At 63.1% G+C, this 18,949-nt stretch carries 11 protein-coding genes; 7 read left to right on the forward strand and 4 right to left on the reverse strand.

Annotated features, from left to right (window positions below; all coding sequences use genetic code 11):
* The first annotated feature begins 155 nt into the window (after positions 1-155).
* The 5 genes from QEN71_RS39360 to QEN71_RS39380 all read left to right on the forward strand — a co-directional run bounded on the left by QEN71_RS39360 (position 156) and on the right by QEN71_RS39380 (position 10,892).
* The gene (locus tag QEN71_RS39360; RefSeq protein ID WP_201649578.1) at positions 156-686 is read left to right on the forward strand and encodes a lecithin retinol acyltransferase family protein; all 531 of its coding nucleotides are present in this window, start codon (positions 156-158) and stop codon (positions 684-686) included.
* 61 nt (positions 687-747) lie between these two features.
* Positions 748-2,304, forward strand: coding sequence for a DHA2 family efflux MFS transporter permease subunit (locus QEN71_RS39365; RefSeq protein ID WP_201649577.1), 1,557 nt, complete (start codon positions 748-750; stop codon positions 2,302-2,304).
* Positions 2,305-2,349: 45 nt separating this feature from the next.
* Positions 2,350-3,840 carry an efflux transporter outer membrane subunit gene (locus QEN71_RS39370; RefSeq protein WP_201649576.1) on the forward strand — a complete coding sequence of 497 codons (1,491 nt, stop codon included), beginning with the start codon at positions 2,350-2,352 and terminating at the stop codon, positions 3,838-3,840.
* Positions 3,841-3,883: 43 nt separating this feature from the next.
* Positions 3,884-5,188 (forward strand): HlyD family secretion protein, encoded by a 1,305-nt coding sequence (locus QEN71_RS39375; protein ID WP_201649575.1) that lies wholly within the window; start codon positions 3,884-3,886, stop codon positions 5,186-5,188.
* A gap of 196 nt (positions 5,189-5,384) precedes the next feature.
* Positions 5,385-10,892 carry a trifunctional serine/threonine-protein kinase/ATP-binding protein/sensor histidine kinase gene (locus tag QEN71_RS39380; RefSeq protein WP_201649574.1) on the forward strand — a complete coding sequence of 1,836 codons (5,508 nt, stop codon included), beginning with the start codon at positions 5,385-5,387 and terminating at the stop codon, positions 10,890-10,892.
* A gap of 432 nt (positions 10,893-11,324) precedes the next feature.
* Here the strand turns inward: QEN71_RS39380 and QEN71_RS39385 are convergent, their stop codons facing one another.
* The gene (locus QEN71_RS39385) at positions 11,325-12,059 is read right to left on the reverse strand and encodes a GntR family transcriptional regulator (protein WP_201649573.1); all 735 of its coding nucleotides are present in this window, start codon (positions 12,057-12,059) and stop codon (positions 11,325-11,327) included.
* 308 nt (positions 12,060-12,367) lie between these two features.
* Here QEN71_RS39385 and QEN71_RS39390 point away from each other — a divergent pair, with 308 nt between their 5' ends.
* Positions 12,368-13,858, forward strand: a complete 1,491-nt coding sequence (locus QEN71_RS39390; protein ID WP_201649572.1) for an MmgE/PrpD family protein — start codon at positions 12,368-12,370, stop codon at positions 13,856-13,858.
* A 93-nt stretch (positions 13,859-13,951) separates the two neighbouring features.
* Positions 13,952-14,866 carry a LysR family transcriptional regulator gene (locus QEN71_RS39395; RefSeq protein ID WP_201649571.1) on the forward strand — a complete coding sequence of 305 codons (915 nt, stop codon included), beginning with the start codon at positions 13,952-13,954 and terminating at the stop codon, positions 14,864-14,866.
* 12 nt (positions 14,867-14,878) lie between these two features.
* Here the strand turns inward: QEN71_RS39395 and QEN71_RS39400 are convergent, their stop codons facing one another.
* From QEN71_RS39400 to QEN71_RS39410, 3 genes are all read right to left on the reverse strand, one after another.
* Positions 14,879-16,264, reverse strand: coding sequence for an MFS transporter (locus QEN71_RS39400; protein WP_201649716.1), 1,386 nt, complete (start codon positions 16,262-16,264; stop codon positions 14,879-14,881).
* Positions 16,265-16,363: 99 nt separating this feature from the next.
* Complete coding sequence (locus QEN71_RS39405) at positions 16,364-18,094, reverse strand: GMC family oxidoreductase (protein ID WP_201649570.1); 1,731 nt, start codon at positions 18,092-18,094, stop codon at positions 16,364-16,366.
* Between the two features lie 44 nt (positions 18,095-18,138).
* The gene (locus QEN71_RS39410; RefSeq protein ID WP_201649569.1) at positions 18,139-18,945 is read right to left on the reverse strand and encodes an enoyl-CoA hydratase/isomerase family protein; all 807 of its coding nucleotides are present in this window, start codon (positions 18,943-18,945) and stop codon (positions 18,139-18,141) included.
* Positions 18,946-18,949 lie beyond the last annotated feature (4 nt).

Genomic DNA, 18,949 nt, shown 5'->3' on the forward strand with positions numbered 1-18,949 from the left:
CTCGCACCGGCTATTGGTGCTCACCCGGCAACGGTGCGTGTTCTGCCGCATATCTACCGGAGCGAAGTCTCGCCACCTACCATGCTGACAACCGAATGCGATCGACTCGACCGGGTCGACGATCAACTGGCAGGTGTGACAGCCAACGACTCGCCATGGAAACGCTACTTACCGAATGGTCCGCGGCCTCGCGGAAATCGACCGACACGCAGCCCGCCTTCGATATCGGCGCGCATCTTGTCAGCGAGCGCGACGGCTATGCGCACCACGGAATCTACGCGGGCAACGGACGGGTCATCCACTATGGCGGATTTCACCGCTCCACGCAGCGGCGCCCGGTCGAATACGCTTCACTGCATGACTTTGCAGCGGGAAGAGAGGTCAAGGTCGCGAGTGAATCGGATTCCGTCTATACCGGCATCGTTGCGTTGCGAAGGGCAACATCGCGTCTGGGCGAAGACAGATATCAGCTTCTCACGAACAACTGCGAGCACTTCAGCACATGGTGCGTGCGAGGCGTCGCGCGCAGCGAACAGGTGCGCCGATGCCTGATGAATCCATGGAACGGCGTCAAGACATTGCTGGCGATTGCACGAGCGATGTTTGCTTCGCGTGACTTCAGCGAGATTCGCCGCGATGCACGTGCTCTGTCTCTCGCAACAGCGCCCCGCGTAAGACCTGCCTGAAAGCAGCCATGAATTCATACGGCCTACAACCTTTTTATTTTGGATGTCTAACGGATTGGAAATGAACCACGAATCTGACCATAGCGCCAAAACACCATTGACAGGCATCAAGTTCGTACTCGGCACATTCGCAGTCGCGCTCGCCACCTTCATGAACGTGCTCGATTCGTCCATCGCCAACGTCGCGATTCCCACGCTTTCCGGCAATCTGGGCGTATCGGTCGATGAAGGCACATGGGTCATTACACTGTTCGCAGCTGCAAACGCCGTGTCGATTCCGCTCACCGGCTGGCTCACGCAACGCATCGGCCAGGTCAAGCTGTTTGTCTGGGCGATCCTGTTGTTCGTACTGTCGTCGGCAGCGTGCGGGCTTGCGCCGAATCTGCTGGTGCTGCTCGCTGCGCGCGTCGTGCAAGGGCTCGTCGCGGGTCCGCTGGTGCCGCTCTCGCAAGCCTTGCTGCTCGCATCGTTTCCCGAAGATAAAAGCTCAAACGCGCTGTCGTTGTGGGCGATGACCGCGACGGTCGGGCCGATCGCCGGCCCGGCGCTAGGCGGCTGGATCACCGACAGCTACAACTGGTCGTGGATCTTCTATATCAATGTGCCTGTCGGTCTGTTTGCCGCGGGCGTGATCTGGATGGTGTATCGCGATCGCGAAACGCCTGCGCGCAAGCTGCCGATCGATGTCATCGGTTTGATCTCGCTGGTCGCGTGGGTCGCGACGCTGCAGATCATGCTCGACAAGGGCAAAGACCTCGACTGGTTCAATTCGCCCGTGATCTGGGCACTCACCGTTGTCGCCGCAATCAGCTTTCTGTTCTTTCTGATCTGGGAATTCACCGAAGAAAAGCCGGTGATCGATCTGCGCCTCTTTGCCAGGCGCAATTTTCTCGGTGGCACGGTGGCGATTTCCGTCGCTTATGCGCTCTTCTTCGCGAACCTGGTAATCCTGCCGCAATGGATTCAGGGCTTTCTCGGCTATCGCGCGGTCGATGCAGGACTTGTGACCGCGCCGCTCGGCATCTTCTCGGTGATGCTCGCGCCGCTGCTGGGGAAAATCATGCCGCGCTCCGACAGCCGTGTGCTCGCCACTCTCGCGTTTGTCGGCTTCGCCGGTGTCTTCTTCATGCGCTCCCGCTACACGACGGATGTCGATGCCTTCACGCTCGTGTTGCCTACGTTACTGCAAGGCATACCGACTGCTCTGTTCTTCACGCCCCTCACCGCGATCATCCTCTCAGGACTGCCGCCCGAGAAAATTCCGGCAGCAGCAGGCCTGTCGAACTTCGTGCGGATTTTCGCGGGCGCTGTCGGCACGTCGCTGCTGACCACGAAATGGTCGGACCGGACGATCTTCCATCACGCGCGTCTCGTCGATCAGACGAGCGTCAACAATCCGAACTTCATCAACACCATCGCCAATCTTCAGACGACGCTCAACTTCAGCACCGCGAAGGCGACGGCGCTCTTCGAGTCGTCGCTCGACGCACAGGCATCCATGCTCGGGCTCAACGACGTCTTCTGGCTCTCCGCGGTGATCTTCATCGTCATCGTCCCGCTGATCTGGTTGACGAGACCGACCCGAGGCGCGAGCGCGCCAGGCGCAGGCGGGCACTGAAGCATCCCGCGCATCCATTCCACGTTCTAACGGAACCTATTCGAAATGAACTCGCTGACTTCTGGATCGGGCATCGTCGATCGCGTGCTGAAGGCCGGTTTGTCCGCCGTCTGTGCGACATCGCTCTGCGCATGCGTGAACTATGCGGGCATCCACGGCGATGCGCAGATTGCCTCGTCGAATACGTTCGAAACGACGGCGAGCCTGCCCGCCGAACACGGTCACTGGCCTGCCGCCGATTGGGTCGAACAGTTCGGCGACGCGCAGCTCATGACGCTGATCGCAGAAGCGCGCAAAGACAGCCCGACGCTCGAACAGGCCCGCTCGCGGGTGAGCGCGGCGCAGGCCTACAGCGAAACCGCGAAGGCCGGCACGCTGCCGCGCATCGACGCGAACTACTCGCTCACGCGTCAGCAGTACAGCGGCACCGCGCTGATTCCACCGCCCGTTGCAGGCTCCTGGCAGACGGAGAACAAGGGGCTCCTGACGGCTTCGTACGACCTCGATCTGTGGGGCAAGAATCGCGAAGCACTCAAGGCAGCCGTGTCGCAACTTTCCGCGAGCAAGGCCGACGAGGAAGCCGTCCGGCTCACGCTCGATACCGCCATCGCACGCACCTACAACCAGCTCGCGCGCCTTTACGCGCTGCGCGACATCGCGCAGGCGGAAGTCGCGCGGCGCGAGGAAATCGATCGCATCACGGCGAGCCGCATTGCGACGGGACTCGATACGCAGGTCGAACGCAAGACCGCGCAGGCCAATCTCGCGACGAGCCGCGCGAATGTCACCGCGCTCGACGGCAACATCCTGACCACGCGCTATCAGCTCGCGGCATTGATGGGCGCCGGCCCGGATCGCGGTCTGCGGATCGAGCGGCCAGCGCTCGGCATCGGCGACGAGGTACGTCTGCCCGACAACCTGCCCGCCGATCTGGTGAGCCGTCGCCCTGAAATCGTCGCGGCCCGCTGGCACGTCGACGCGCTGATGCACGAAGTGAAAGAGGCGAAGGCCGAGTTCTATCCCGACATCAATCTGAGCGCGGCCATCGGCCTCGACGCGTTCGGTTTCGGCCGCTTTCTGACGGCCGCGAGCCGGACGGCTTCCGTCGGTCCCGCCATCCATCTGCCGATTTTCGACGCCGGCGCATTGCGCGCGCAGCTCAAAGGCCGCTACGCGGAATTCGACTATGCCGTCGCGACGTACAACCTCGCACTCGTTACCGCGCTCACCGAAGTTGCCACGCAGCTTGCGTCGCTTCGTTCGAGCGATGCACAACTCGTCGATGCGCAACTGGCGCAGCAGGCAGCAGACGGCGCCGATCAGCTTGCGATCCGGCAGTACAAGGCCGGTCTCACAAATCAGCTGACCGTGCTCAATGCCGACGTCACGGCTCTGAACACCGAGCAGGCCGTCGCCGACCTGAAGATGAACCGGCGCGATCAGCAGATCGCGCTCGCTTCGGCGCTCGGAGGCGGCTATGTCGACGACCGGGCCGAGGCGGCGGGCAGCACCGATGCCGTCGCCGCCGCACATTGACTGAGCTTGCAACGTCATTCGCAACCGCTTTGGGAGATCTGAAATGGGAGATTCCGTCACGTCCGGCAATGAACTTGCGCGTTCCGCTGCCAGCAAAGGCACGGAAGCCGCCGCCCAGAGCCGGCGCAAGCGCCTCATCGCGCTGCTCGCCGCCGCGGTGGCCGCAGCCGGCGCGGCCTACGGCACCTATTACTTCAAATGGGGCCGATATCACGAGGCGACCGACGACGCGTATGTCAGCGGCAATCTCGTCGAGCTGACGCCGCAGGTCACGGGCACGGTCACCGCCGTCAACGCCGACGACACGCAGATCGTGAAGACAGGCGAGCCGGTCGTCGCGCTCGATCCCGCCGACGCGCGCAATGCGCTGTCGAAAGCCGAAGCCGAGCTAGGGCAAACCGTGCGCCGCGTGAGCAGCCTCTATGTGAACAACGACTTCTACGCGGCGAACGTCGCGCAGCGGCGCTCGGAACTCGCGCGTGTGACGAACGATCTGCGTCGGCGCGAGGCCGTCGCCGACTCGGGCGCCGTTTCTGCCGAAGATATCGCACACGCTCGCGACGCCGTGAATGCCGCACAGGCCGCGCTCGATGCAGCACGTCAACAGGACGAAGCCAATCACGCGCTGACCGACCGCACGACCGTGGAGCAGCATCCCGATGTGCAGGCCGCCGAGTCGAAAGTGCGGGACGCCTGGCTTGCCTACGCGCGCAACACGCTGCCCGCGCCCGTCACGGGCTATGTCGCGAAACGCTCGGTTCAGGTGGGGCAGCGCGTGTCTCCCGGCACGCCGCTGATGGCGATCGTGCCGCTCGACGGCGTCTGGGTCGATGCGAATTTCAAGGAAGTGCAGTTGAAGCGCATGCGCATCGGTCAGCCTGTCGTGCTGATCGCCGACGTGTACGGCTCGGGCATGACGTATCACGGACAGATCGAGGGCTTTTCGGCGGGAACGGGCAGCGCATTCGCGACGCTGCCGGCGCAAAACGCGACGGGCAACTGGATCAAGATCGTTCAGCGTTTGCCCGTGCGCATCCGGCTGGATCAGCGCGAACTCGCCGCGCATCCACTGCGTATCGGCCTGTCGATGCAGGTCAAGGTCGACACACGCGACGACTCGGGGACGCAGCTGGCGGCCGCCAGCAACACGAGCTATCGCACGGATGTCTTTGCACAATATGGGTCGCAGGCCGACAGGGAGATTGCGAAGCTCGTCGCGCAGAACGAAATGGCTTCGCGCGCAACTGCCGCGAAGCCCACGCCGAAGAGCGCCGAATCCAGGACGCCGACCGATGGGGCAACCGCTCGCCGACGCCCGCTCGCGGCAGCACAAGGCGGCGACGCATGATGCCGGCCTCGCCGCCTTCCGGCTCGTCGCGAGCCACACGCCTGCCGGCCGGGACCATCCGCGATCAAATACTCGCCGCGGTGTATGCTGACGCGATCCCTGCTGCCATGCCGACGAACGCAACGCATCCGATACGACGGGCAGCAGCCCTATGCCCGCCACGGCAGATGCAGACCTTCGGACGGTTTCGGCGCCTATGGGTAAGAGACTCCAGATCTTGTGGGACGACGGCGAGCGCGTCCTCTCCCGTGGACGGCACCCGACGGAGGACAGCAGCCGCAACGTCCTGCTGGTGCAGCCCGCCGCCGAACATCCGTTACCCGCCAGCCTTGACCGCCTCGCTCGCGAATTCGATCTGAAGGACGAACTCGGCGATGCATGGGCGGTGCAGCCGCTCGCGCTGTTGCGCGAAAGCCGGCGGCCCTTGCTGGTCCTCGACGATCCCGGCGGCGAGCCGCTCGCGGGGCTGCTCGGCAAGCCGATGGAGATGGGAGAATTTTTGCGGCTCGCGGTCGGCATCGCCGCGGCGCTGGGCAAGCTGCATCAGCGAGGCCTCGTTCATAAAGATCTCAAGCCCGCTCATATTCTCGTGAACTGCGCCGACGGAAACGTACGGCTCACCGGCTTCGGCCTCGCCTCGCGGCTTCCGCGCGAGCGACAGGCGCCGGAACCGCCCGAGACCATCGCCGGCACGCTCGCCTACATGGCGCCCGAACAGACGGGCCGGATGAACCGTTCGATCGATTCCCGCAGCGACCTCTATGCGTTCGGCGTCACGCTCTACCAGATGCTCACGGGCGTCTTGCCGTTCACGGCAACCGAGCCGATGGAATGGGTGCACTGCCACATCGCCAGAAAGCCGGTGCCGCCGAGCGCGCGCGAGGAGTCCGTCCCGGCCGCCGTCTCGCTGATCGTCATGAAGTTGCTGGCCAAGACCGCCGAGGACCGCTATCAGACAGCGGCGGGCGTCGAACACGACCTGAAGCACTGTCTCGCCGACTGGCGGAGCGAACGTCGCGTCCAGGAGTTCCGGCTCGACGAACACGATACGCCCGACCGCCTCATGATTCCCGAGAAGCTCTACGGGCGGGAGCACGAAGTCAATACGCTGGTGGCGGCATTCGACCGGACGGTCCGCAACGGTGCGCCGGAACTGGCGCTGGTATCGGGCTATTCGGGGATCGGCAAGTCATCCGTCGTCAACGAACTGCACCGGGTGCTGGTGCCGCCGCGCGGACTCTTCGCGTCCGGCAAGTTCGATCAGTACAAGCGCGACATTCCCTATTCGACGCTCGTGCAGGCGTTCCAGGGACTCGTGCGGCCGCTGCTCGGCAAGCCCGAGACAGAACTGGCAAGCTGGCGCGCCGCGCTGCTGGAGGCGCTCGAGCCTAATGCCCGGCTGATGACGGACCTCATCCCCGAACTGAAGCTGATCATCGGCGACCCGCCGCCCGTCGCGGAACTCGCGCCCAAACTCGCACAGCGCCGCTTCATGGTTCTGTTCCGCCGCTTCATCGGCGTATTCGCCCGGCCGGAACATCCGCTTGCGCTCTTTTTCGACGATCTCCAATGGCTCGACGCGGCGACGCTCGATCTGCTCGAAGACCTGCTGACGCGCTCCGATCTGCGGCATCTGATGCTGGTCGGCGCGTATCGCGACAACGAGGTCGATGCGATGCATCCGCTGACGGGCAGGCTTCAGGCCATCCGGAACGCCGGCGTGCGGATCGAGGAAATCACGCTGACGCCGCTCGCCAGCGCTCATATCCAGCAACTGATCGCGGAAGCGCTACACACTGAACGGCAGCAGATCGAACCGCTCGCGCAACTGGTGCACGACAAGACGGCAGGGAATCCCTTTTTCGTGATCCAGTTCCTGCACGCGCTCGCCGATGAGGAACTGCTCGCGTTCGACCACGACGCCCGACGATGGTCGTGGAATTCCCATCGCATTCATGCGAAGGGCTATACCGACAACATCGTGGATCTGATGATCGGCAAGCTGACGCGCTTGCCGACGGAGACGCAGAATGCGTTGCAGCAGCTCGCCTGCCTTGGCAACGTCGCCGATATCACGACGCTGTCTACTGTCGTCGCGATGTCGCACGAACGGCTTCACGCAGTGTTGTGGGAAGCCATCAGGCAGGAGCTGATCGGGCGGCAGGAAGATACGTACAAATTCGTCCACGACCGCGTCCATGAAGCCGCCTATTCGATGATCCCGCAGGCGTCGCGTGCCGAAGCGCATCTGCGCATAGGGCGGCTGCTCGCCGCGCACACGCCGCCCGAAAAACGCAATGAGCGGATCTTCGAGATCGCGGGTCAACTCAATCGTGCCACCGCCTTGATCGGTTCGCGCGAAGAACGGGAACAACTCGCGGAATTCAACCTGCTGGCGGGCCTGCGCGCGAAGGTATCGACAGCTTATGCGTCGGCGCTCATCTATCTGGTAGCAGGCGTCGAACTGCTGGACGACGATTGCTGGGAGCGTCGGCATGAGCTGATCTTCGCGCTCGAACTCAACCGCGCCGCGTGCGAATATCTGACGGGTCAGCCGTCTGCGGCGGACGAGCGCCTGACTGCTCTGTCGAACCGCGCCACGACGACCGTGGAGAAAGCCAGCGTCGCGTGCCTGCACACCGATGTCTGCTCGACGCTCGATCAAAGCAGCCGCGCCGTCGCCGTATGCCTCGACTATCTGCGGCATGTCGGCATCGACTGGTCGCCGCATCCGCAGGACGACGAGGTTCGCAGCGAATACAAACGGATCGGTCTGCTGCTCGGCGATCGTCCGATCGAAGCCCTGATCGATTTGCCGCTGATGCAAGACCCGGCGCATCTCGCGACGGCCGAAGTGCTGAGCAAACTCTTCGCGCCCGCCGTGCAGACGGATGCGAATCTGGCTTCGCTGATGAGCTGCAAGGCGGTCAATCTCAGCCTGGAGCGCGGTAACTGCGATGCGTCGTGTGTGCCTTACGCGATGGTCGGCAGAATTGCCGGGCCGCGTTTCGGCGACTATCAGTTCGGTTTCCGGTTCGGCCAGCTCGGCTACGAACTCGTCGATCGGCGCGATTTCAGGCGTTTCGAGGCCAGCGCCTATTCGGTGTTTGCGTCCTTCGTGCTGCCGTGGATGAAGCATATCCGCGTGAGCGCCGATGTCCTGCGCCGCGCGTTGAAAGCTGCGAACCGGATCGGCGATCTCACGTATGGCGCCTATACATCCAAGAACCTCAATTCCGGTCTGATCTTCGCCGGAGAAGCGCTGGTGGACGTGCAAAACGAGGCCGAGCACGGCCTGGCTTACGCCGAGAGGATGCGCTTCGGCCTCGTCATCGACTTCATCAGTGCACAACTCGCGCTGATCCGCATGCTGCGCGGACAGACAGCACGATTCGGCTGTTTCGATCATGCGCAGTTCAGCGAGCCGCAAGTCGAGGAACACTTGTCGAGCAATCCTGCGCTCGCCGTCCCCGCGTGTTTCTACTGGATCCGAAAGTTGCAGGCGCGTTATCTGGCGGGAGACTACGCGGCGGCGACGGAAGCCGCCGTGAACGCGAAGCGGCTGCTGTGGAGTTCGTCGTCGTTCATCGAGGAAGCCGAATATCACTTTTACGCCGCGCTGACCATCGCCGCCATCTGCCTGTCCGCTTCCGCCGACGAAAGGACGCAACATCGGGACGCGCTCGCCGCGCACCACGCGCAGTTGCAGATCTGGGCCACGAACTGCCCGGAGAATTTCGCGTCTCGCGCGGCGTTGCTCGGCGCCGAGATCGCGTGCATCGAAGGCCGTCTGATCGAAGCCGAGCAGCTTTACGAACAGGCCATCTCGTCGGCACAGCAAAACGGCTTCATCCACATCGAGGCGCTCGCCAACGAACTCGCGGCACGCTTCTATGCGCGCCGAGAACTCGACAAGATTGCCCGCGTCTATCTGCAGGATGCCCGCTACGGCTATCTGCGCTGGGGCGCAGACGGCAAAGTGCGGCATCTCGAAGAACTGCATCCGTTCCTCAACACGGAAGCGTCCGCACCCGGCCCGACGACGACGATGGCAACCCCCGTCGAGCATCTCGACCTGGCGACCGTCATCAAGGTCTCACAGGCCGCATCGGGTGAGATCGTGCTCGAAAAGCTGATCGAGATGATCATGCGTACCGCCATCGAGCAGGCGGGCGGCGACCGCGGTCTGCTGATCCTGTCAGCGGGCGGCGAACATCGCATTGCAGCCGAAGTGACGACGGGCGGCGACACGACGCAGCTGCAACTGTGCGATGCGCCCGTGAGTGCCGCGATGCTGCCTGAGTCGATCCTCTATCATGCGTTGCGAACCCGCGAGAGCATTTTTCTCGACGATGCCGCGGCCGCTTCTGTGTTTGCGGCCGATCCGTACATCCACGAGCATCACGCACGCTCCATTCTCTGCATGCCGCTGATGAATCAGGCGAAGCTCATCGGCGCGCTCTATCTGGAGAACAACCTGACCGCTCGCGCGTTCAGCCCGGCGCGCATTGCCGTGCTGAAACTGGTGGCGTCGCAGGCGGCGATCTCGCTGGAGAATGCGCGCTTGTACCGTGATGTCACCGAACGCGAAGTGAAGATACGGCGCCTCGTCGAAGCCAACATCATCGGGATCATCGTCTGGAATGCGCGCGGCGATATTCTGGAAGCCAACGATGCGTTTCTTCGCATGGTGGGATACGAGCGCGAAGATCTCGTGTCGGGCCGGGTACGCTGGCTCGATCTGACGCCGCCGGAATCGCGCGAGGACAGCGAGCAGGCTTTGGCGGAAGCGATCCGCACCGGGCGTGCGCAGCCATACGAAAAGGAATACGTCAGCAAGGACGGCCGCCTCGTTCCCGTTATCGTCGGCCTGGCGAGTTTCGAAGCAAGCCGCAAGGAAGGCGTTGCGTTCGTGCTGGATCTCACGGAGCGCAAGGAGGCGGAGAAAAAAGTCCGAGAAAGCGAGCACCGTTTTCGCGAAGTGCAAACGGAGCTGGAACACGCGAACCGGGTCGCGACGATGGGGCAGCTCACCGCCTCGATTGCGCACGAAGTGAATCAGCCGATCGCCGCGACCGTGACCAGCGCGCAGGCCGCGCTGCGCTGGCTGCGCGCCCAGCCGCCCAATATCGGCGAAGTCGATCAGGTGCTCAGCCGCATCGTCAAGGACTCGACCCGGGCCGCCGATGTGCTCGGCCGCATCCGACAGATGGTGAAAAAGGCGCCGCCGCGCAAGGAGCCCGTCGATATCAACGAAGCGATCCGCGAGGTGATCGAGCTGACGCGCGGGGAAGTCGCGAAGAGCGGAGCCTCGGTAGAGACGCAGCTGTCGGACGGTTTGCCGTTGATCGAAGGAGACCGCGTCGAGCTGCAACAGGTGCTTCTCAACCTGATCGTCAACGCGCTCGAAGCCATGAGCGGCGTGAGCGAAGACACACGGCACCTGCAGATCGACACGCGACACGACGATTCGAATTGCGTGCTCGTCACCGTGCGCGATTCGGGGCCGGGATTCAGTGTGCAGAACACCGAGCATATTTTCGCGCCCTTCTACACGTCGAAGCCGACGGGCCTGGGAATGGGACTGTCGATCTGCCGCTCGATCATCGACGCGCACGGCGGCCGCTTATGGGCGAGTCCCAATGAGCCGCGAGGCGCGACCGTTCAATTTACCGTGCCCGCGCACGCCGCATTGCCGGCCTGATCGCCGATGACTCAGGCGTCGAACGAATTGACGGGGCCAATTCCATTCCTGGATACGTAGATCTCACCCGGCAAGACCGAGGAAACGACATACGTGTACGGTCCCTTCGTGAACTTCAAATGCAGGCCTCGAATACCTCCTTCGGAGACGTCGGTGACCTTCACTGTGCTGGCAGGTGCAACAGTCTCACCTGGAAATGCGAAAGCATTGTCCTTGGTGCCGTACCGGTATTGCACATAGCCCTCATTGGGGGCCGTGTTGTTCTTTGCACATACGGTGACAGTCTTTTGATTCTCTAGCGGACAACTGAAATAAGTCTCCTCCCCATCGTTGCAAAGCGTCTGTTCATCCTGAGACGTCTGAGCCTGCCCGTTCGCTACGTCATATTTCACGAGCGACAGCAAAGCAATCGTGAAATCGCTGCTATACGCATCACTTCAGCTCTTCCGGGTTGTGAATCGAAGCGAAATTATTTCCCCTCTCCCAAGCCTGCTCAATCGCCTGCAACGCACTCATCACAATCGACCGATTCAACGCCGCGGCCAGCACCCCATCCCGCTCCTCATAAGCCTCACACAAGCGCTGATGATCCGCACAAGACCGCAGCATTCTTCCGGGCAAAGAAGTACTAAGCCGTCGCAGCCGATTCGTCCGCATACGCATCGAATCGAGCACTTCCTTGAAGATACGGTTGCCGCACACGCGCAGTTCCTCGTCGCGGAAGGCCACGTTCGCCCAGAAATAACCGTCGACGTCACCTTGCGCGGCCACTTCCGCCAGGCGTCGATGTGCGCTCCATAGCGACTCGATATCGGCCTGCGTCGCGCGCTCGACGATCGCCATCGAAACCTGCGCGTACAAGATCCCGCGCAACTGATAAATCTCGCGCACATCCGGCAACTCGACGGACGACACGCGCGGACGCCGGCGCGGCGACCAGTCGACGAGTCCTTCGCGCGTCAGCACGAACAGCGCCTCACGTACCGGCGTCCGGCTGACGTTGAACCGCTTCGCCAGATCGACCGAATTCAGATCGTGGCCCGGCAGCAAGCGCCCTTCGATGATTCCGCGCGCAACCCAGTCGACGATCTCGGCAACGGCCGATGCTTCGCCGGACGACGCTTCGCCGTCTGCATCGAGTGCGCTTCTGTCGACATTCCCGGTCATCGCAGTGTCCTGATAAGGCCCGGCCCAACGGGCCGGCGCCGGCCGATTCTACCAAACAGCGCCTTCACCGCCGCCTCCGGTAAGGCTTGCCGCTCGTCAAAACAGTTCCGTAAAGTGTGCACACCTGCAAACCAAACCTTGCGTCTGCACCATAGTTTTCGTTAGACTAAACCTAAACTGTCGACACTTCATCGACTTCGCGTGCCATCGACGCGCGATCGCACACAAGAAATCGAGGCGGGCGGACGCATGCCGTCCGATTCGCACCAAGTTCCATTCACACACAACCAGACCACAAGGAGACATTCATGTCCGTCATCGATCGCCGCCGCTTCCTGAAAACGGGGGCCGCCGGCGCGTTTGCCGCGGCGGCCAGCGGCTCGACCGTGTACGCGCAATCGTCCGATGCCGCGAAGGCGGCGTCCGCACCGAACGCGGCGAGCAGCATCAACGCGCGCCCGCCGAAGGTCACGCGCATCCTCGCGGAATACATCGTGAAGACGGGCTATCAGGATCTGCCGGCGGCCGCGCGCAAAGAAGGCGTGCGCACGCTGATGAACTGGGTCGGCGTCGCCGTCGGCGGCTCGCACGACGAGACGGTGAATCGCGCGGTCGCCGCCCTCACGCCCTTCTCGGGGCCGCCGCAGGCGAATCTGCTCGGCCGCAGCGAGCGCTTCGACATCATGAACGCAGCGTTCATCAACGGCGTCAGCAGCCATATCTTCGATTACGACGATACGCACCTGAAGACGATCATTCACCCCGCCGGTCCCGTCGTATCGGCGATCCTCGCGTACTCGCAATACCACCCTGTGTCGGGCAAGGACTTCCTGAACGCGCTGGTGCTGGGCGTCGAAACGGAACTGCGCATCGGCAATGCCGTGTATCCGAATCACTACGATGTCGGCTGGCACATCACGGGCACGTGCGGCGTGTTCGGTTCGGCTGCGGCGACGGGCAAGCTGATGGGTCTGAGCGTCGAACAGATGGTGTGGGCGTTAGGGCTCGCGGCATCGCAACCGGTCGGGCTGCGCGAATCGTTCGGCTCGATGAACAAGAGCTTCAACCCCGGACGCGCGGCGGCCAACGGCATCTTTGCTGCACTGCTCGCGGGGCAGAACTACACGAGTTCGGACGGCATGATCGAAGCGAAGCGCGGCTGGGCCAACACCATCAGCACGAAGCAGGACTATCGGGAGATCACCGAAGGCCTTGGCCAGCATTACGAATCGACGCTGAATACGTACAAGCCGTTCGCGTGCGGCATCGTCATTCATCCCGCGATCGACGCGGCGATCCAGCTGCGCAATCAAAATCATCTGCAGCCGGATCAGATCGAACGTATCGATCTGCGCGTGCATCCGCTCGTGCTCGAACTGACGGGCAAGAAGACGCCGCAGATCGGCCTCGAAGGCAAGTTCAGCATCTATCACGCGGTGGCGATTGCGATCATCGACGGCGCCGCGGGCGAGAAGCAGTTCAGCGACGCCAAGGTGCGCGACCCGGTCACCGTCGCGTTGCGCGAGAAGGTGAATCCCATCGTCGATTCCGCGATCAAGCCGGAGCAGGTCGATATGACGATCACGCTCAAGGATGGCCGCAAGCTGCACAAGTTCATTCAGCACGCGATCGGCAGCACCGAAGTGCCGATGACGGATCAGCAGCTGGAGAAGAAGTTCTCCGATCTCGCCGACGGCATCCTGTCACCCGAGAAAACGCGCGCGCTGATGGACAAGTGCTGGCATGTCGAACAGTTGCAGAGCGCCGCTGAAATCGCGTTGGCGGCACTGCCGCAATAGCGTTCGGCAGCACCGCGCGAGGAACGCCGTGGATTCACAACCCACGGCGTTAAACTTGAGGCATTCCGGTCACTTCGACTGAGCCCGCGCGGCATGGACCTCAAGCAAATCCAGTACTTCATCGCCCTGTTCGAGGACGGCTCCGTGACGCGCGCGGCCAAGCGGCTGAACATCGTCCAGCCCGCGCTCAGCATGCAGATTTCGAAGCTCGAAGCGGAGCTGGGCCAGACGCTGTTCGAGCGCGGTCCGCACGGCATGACGCCGACGGATGCCGCGCGTCTGATGTATCGCCTCTACACGCCGATCATGCGCGACATCGAGCACGCGCGCGTGCAGTTGAGCCGCCAGGATGTGATCGTCACGGGCCGCGTGTCGCTCGGCATGGTGTCGTCGGAAACGGAAAGCGTGCTGGCCGAATCGCTGGCGAAGTTCAACGCGCTGTTTCCTCAAGTCGAGGTGTCCGTCGCGGACGGCTTCAGCGCACAACTGATCGACGGCGTCGAAGCGGGACGGCTCGACGCCGCGATCATCAACAAGCCGCGCGGAAGGCTCACGCTCGACATGCAACCGCTGCTCGTCGAAGAGATGGTGTACGTGACGGGATTGGCGTGCCGTGTCGAGTTGCCCGAGCGCATCGACCTGTCAAATCCGCCCGCCGCCGAACTCGTACTGCCGACGCGCCGCAACGGCTTGCGCGGCGCGCTCGATGCCGCGCTGATGGCCGCGAATATCGTCATCAAGCCGACGTTCGAAATCGATCTGCTGAGCACCATTGTGCAGTTCGTCGAGCAGAGTGCCGTCGCGACGATACTGCCGCGCGTCGTCGTGCAACGCAAAGTGGATGAAGGCACCTTGCGCGCACACAGAATCGGCACGCCGCCAATTCTCCGCCACATCGTTCAGGTCTCGCATCCGAAGCGGCCCATCGGACCTGCTGCGCAAGCGCTGATCGACATCATCGCCGACGAAATCCGCCGCGTCACGAAGAGCGCAGCGGACGAATCGTGACGTGCCTCAACCTCAACCTGTCACTTCGCGTTGCGGCACGGACGCCTGATCGAGCCTGCCGCGCGTCTCCGGCACGATGAACGCACCGATCAGAAAGATCACGCTGATTGCGCCGACGAAGATCGCGAGCATCAGCGGCAGTTCGCTCGTTTCCTTCGCGACCAGTGAGACAACAGTCGGCATCATGCCGCCGATCGCAAAGCCGATGTTCCATGACAGGCCCGTTCCCGTCGCACGGATCGCGGTCGGGAAGCGCTCGTTGAGGAAGATCAGGATCGGCGCATAACCGGCACTACCGAGCGCGCTCAGAATGACCGCATACACGCCGAGCGTGACGATATCGTTCGCAGTCGGCAGCAACAGATAGAGGCCCGGCAGCGCCACGAGTCGAATCAGCCCGATCCACACGAACGCGGTCTTGCGGCCGATGAACGTGCTCAGATGCCCTGCCGCGACCGATGCGATCACCACCGCGATACTGCACAGCATCAGGATCGCGGCAGCCGCGCCGTTCGGCGTGTGGCTGACCACTTTGAGGAAGGTCGGCAGATAGCCCGACGTGAGGTAGTAGCCGCTGCCGCCGCCGATCGTCAGCAGCAGATTGACGAAGAGGATTGAACGGTAATCGCGTGAGAACAGCGTGCGCAACGGCGAGCGCGCGATTTCGACGGGCGCGTTGCGATGCTGCGCGGCGGCTTTCGCGGCCTTTTCGGCAGCGAGCTTGCGCCACAGCGGCGACTCTTCGAGGCTGTTGAACACGAAGAGGCCGAGCACCGAACTGATGATCCCCGTGAAGAACATGCAGCGCCAGCCCCACACTTCGAACTGATGGCCCGGAAACAGCGACGACATCAGCAGGAACGTCAGCGACGCGAGCAACGCGCCCATCCCCGCACCGCCGCCGCCGATCAGCCCCGACACGGCGCCGCGATATTTCGGCGCGACGGACTCCGTGCCGATCGTATGCGTCGACGCCACCACGCCGCCGACGAACACGCCCTGTACGAGCCGCAGCAGCAGAAAGACGACGGGCGCGGCGAGTCCGATCTGATGCACCGTCGGCAGTGCGCCGAACAGTGCCGTCGACACGCCGACGCCGACCACGGCGATGATCATCGCGCCCTTGCGTCCGTGACGGTCGGCGTAAGAGCCGAACAGCGCGGAGCCCAGCGGACGCATCAGCAGCGTCACTGCGAACGACGCATAGACGGCTGCAAGCGACAGCATCGCATGCTCGGATGGAAAGAACAGTCGCCCCACGACAGGCGCGACATACAACAGCACGAACAGGTCGAACAGATCGAGTGCCCAGCCCAGACACGAGGCGAACACTGCACCCATTACCTGCCGCTGGTCGATAGCCGGCACGGCGGCGCTATTTTGCGCTGCTACGGACATCATTCATCTCCTTGAATGGTCACCGGACCGTTTCTCTTGTTGAATCCGATGAAGATGGCACCTTGGATTTGCGTGCTCTGGTTGGCGTTAATGAAATGGCTACGGCGTCGAGACAAGGGGCGCGAATTGCGTCGCGCCTGTGTTGCTTCGCTGCATGACCATCGCGTCGGCGATTTTCTCGGCGATCATGATGGTCGGAATATTCGTGTTCGCCGACGGCAGGCGCGGCATCAGCGACGCATCCACCACGCGCAAACCTTGCGTGCGATGCACGCGGCCTTCCGTATCCGTGACGCTGTCGGCGAGGCGCGCGTCGCCCATCCGGCACGTACCGCTCGCGTGCCACACGCCGAAGACGTTCGCGCGGATGAAGTCGTCGAGTGCCTGCCGGTCTTCCAGCAGTGCCGACATGCGCTGTCCGCGTGTGAAGAATCGTTCGATCAATGCGCGCCGCAAAGGCGCGGGCGTGTCGAGCAGCACGCCGAGCATCGACGTCAGCAATGCGTTGCCCGAGCCGACGCGGCTGAGTGCTTTCACGCGCGGCGAAAATGCGGCAGGAAAGAAATCGCGTTCGTCGCTGCCCAGTCCGGAAGCCTTCACGATGCGCGCCAGCATTCGCACGCCCACGGCAAGCCGTTCGAGATCGCGAGGATCATCGAGCAGATTCAATTCGACGCGAGGCGCGGTGAACGCATCGGCAGAAACGAGCCGCACCTGGCCGCGCGAATAAGGCCGGTTGCACCAGAGAAAGAACAGACCGAGCCGGTTGCCGAGCGCATGCCACGCAGCGCGCGTCGCGCTCGACAGATAGAGGTCGGACGCTTCGCTGCCATCCACGCCGGAACTCAGACGCGCGGCCATCATGCTTGCGCGCCGCCGCGACAACGGCATGCGGAATCGCGGCGCGAGAAAATGGCAGAACGTCAGCGACGGATGGTCCTGCAAATTGCGCCCGACGCCGGGCAGATCGACACGGCATTCGATACCGAGCGCGCCGAGTTCGTCGCGTGGCCCGATGCCCGCACGCAGCAGCATCGCAGGCGATTGCAAAGCGCCCGCGCACAGAATCACTTCGTCCGCGTCGAACTGCACGCGCTCGCCGTTGCGCGCAACGGCGACGACGCCACGCGCAACCGCGCCTTCCATGACGATACGTTCGACGCGCAGCTCCGCGAAAATGCGCAGATTGCTGCGCTTGCGCGTCGCTTCATCCAGATACGCAGCCGCCGTCGACACACGTCGGTCGTCGAGATTCGAAAATGCGCCCGGAAAGAAGCCGTCATCGAATTCGGCATTCTGATCGTGCAGCATCACAAGGCCTCGCGCGCGCAGCCCTTTTTCGAAGGCATGACAGAACGGCGGCCAGTCTTCCGGCATGATGCGTCGAATCGGCACCGGGCCATCGCGTCCGTGCAATTCGTCGTCCGGAAAATTCACGTCGCGTTCGAGCTTGCGAAAGTACGGCAGCACATCGCGCCAGCCCCAGCCCGTTGCGCCATTCGCAGCCCATTCGTCGTAATCGCGCGGCAAACCGCGATTGGCCGATTGCACATTGATGCTCGACCCGCCGCCCATCACCTTGCCCTGCTCGTAGACGCGCAGCGCCGAACCGCGCGTCGCCTGCGCCTTCAGTTCAGGCCAGATGTAGGTGTCGCCGCAGAAGACAGGCATCGGATAGCTGTCGAGAATCTCGCCGGGCACAGCGCCCGGCGGCGTATCCCTGCCCGCTTCGATCAGCGCGACGCGCAGCGACGGCACAGCCGACAAGCGGTGCGCCAGCACGCACCCTGCCGATCCACCGCCAACGATCACGTAATCGAAGCGTTCCATCAATCCGTCTCCAAGGCCAAATCAGGGCCCTTCTGTTTGCCTGCTTACTTCCCGCGAAATACGGGCTTGCGCTTGCCGTGGAAGGCTTCGACACCTTCGCGGAAATCTTCCGACGTGCGCAGGCGGCTATAGCAATGTCCTTCCAGTTCGATGGCGATCGACAGCGGCGCGTCTTCCGTATCGTTGAGCAGCTTTTTCGCGGTACGTTGCGCGAGCGGCGAGAACGCGCGCAGTTCATCGACGAGCGCATCCGTCGCGGCTTCGAGTTCGCCGTCCGCGACGCATTCGACGGCGATGCCCCACTCGTAGGCCTGCTTGCCGGGAATGCGGCGCGAGCGCATCACGATGTCTTTCGTGCGGCCGATGCCCACCATCTGCTGCAGACGCGCCGAACCGCCCGAGCCCGGAATCTGGCCGAGTTTCTGTTCGGGCAGCGCGTAAAAAGTCGTTTCCGTGGCGATGCGGAAATCGCACGCCAGCGACAGTTCGAAACCGACGCCGAAGCAGAAGCCGCGATTCGCGGCGATCACCGGCTTCGAGCAGCGCGCGGGCGCAGCGATATTCCACGCGAGCTTCGACACGTGTTCCGGCGATGCCTCCAGAAAGCCCTTGATATCGCCGCCGCTCGAAAAGTGCTCGCCCTTCGCGCGAATGACGATCACGCGCACGCGCTCGTCTTCGTCGAGTGCTTCGAACGCCGCGCGCAACTGGTCGCGCGCGTGCATCGAAATCACGTTGAACGGCGGACGGTCCAGGATGATGTCGGCGCGCTCGCGCTGTGCGTCGATTTCGACCGAAAAGCCGTCGAGTTCCTGAAGCAGCGTCTGGCCGCGATGGGTCAGGTCAGTCATGGGT

Source organism: Paraburkholderia sabiae, assembly GCF_030412785.1.
Classification (GTDB): Bacteria; Pseudomonadota; Gammaproteobacteria; order Burkholderiales; family Burkholderiaceae; genus Paraburkholderia; species Paraburkholderia sabiae.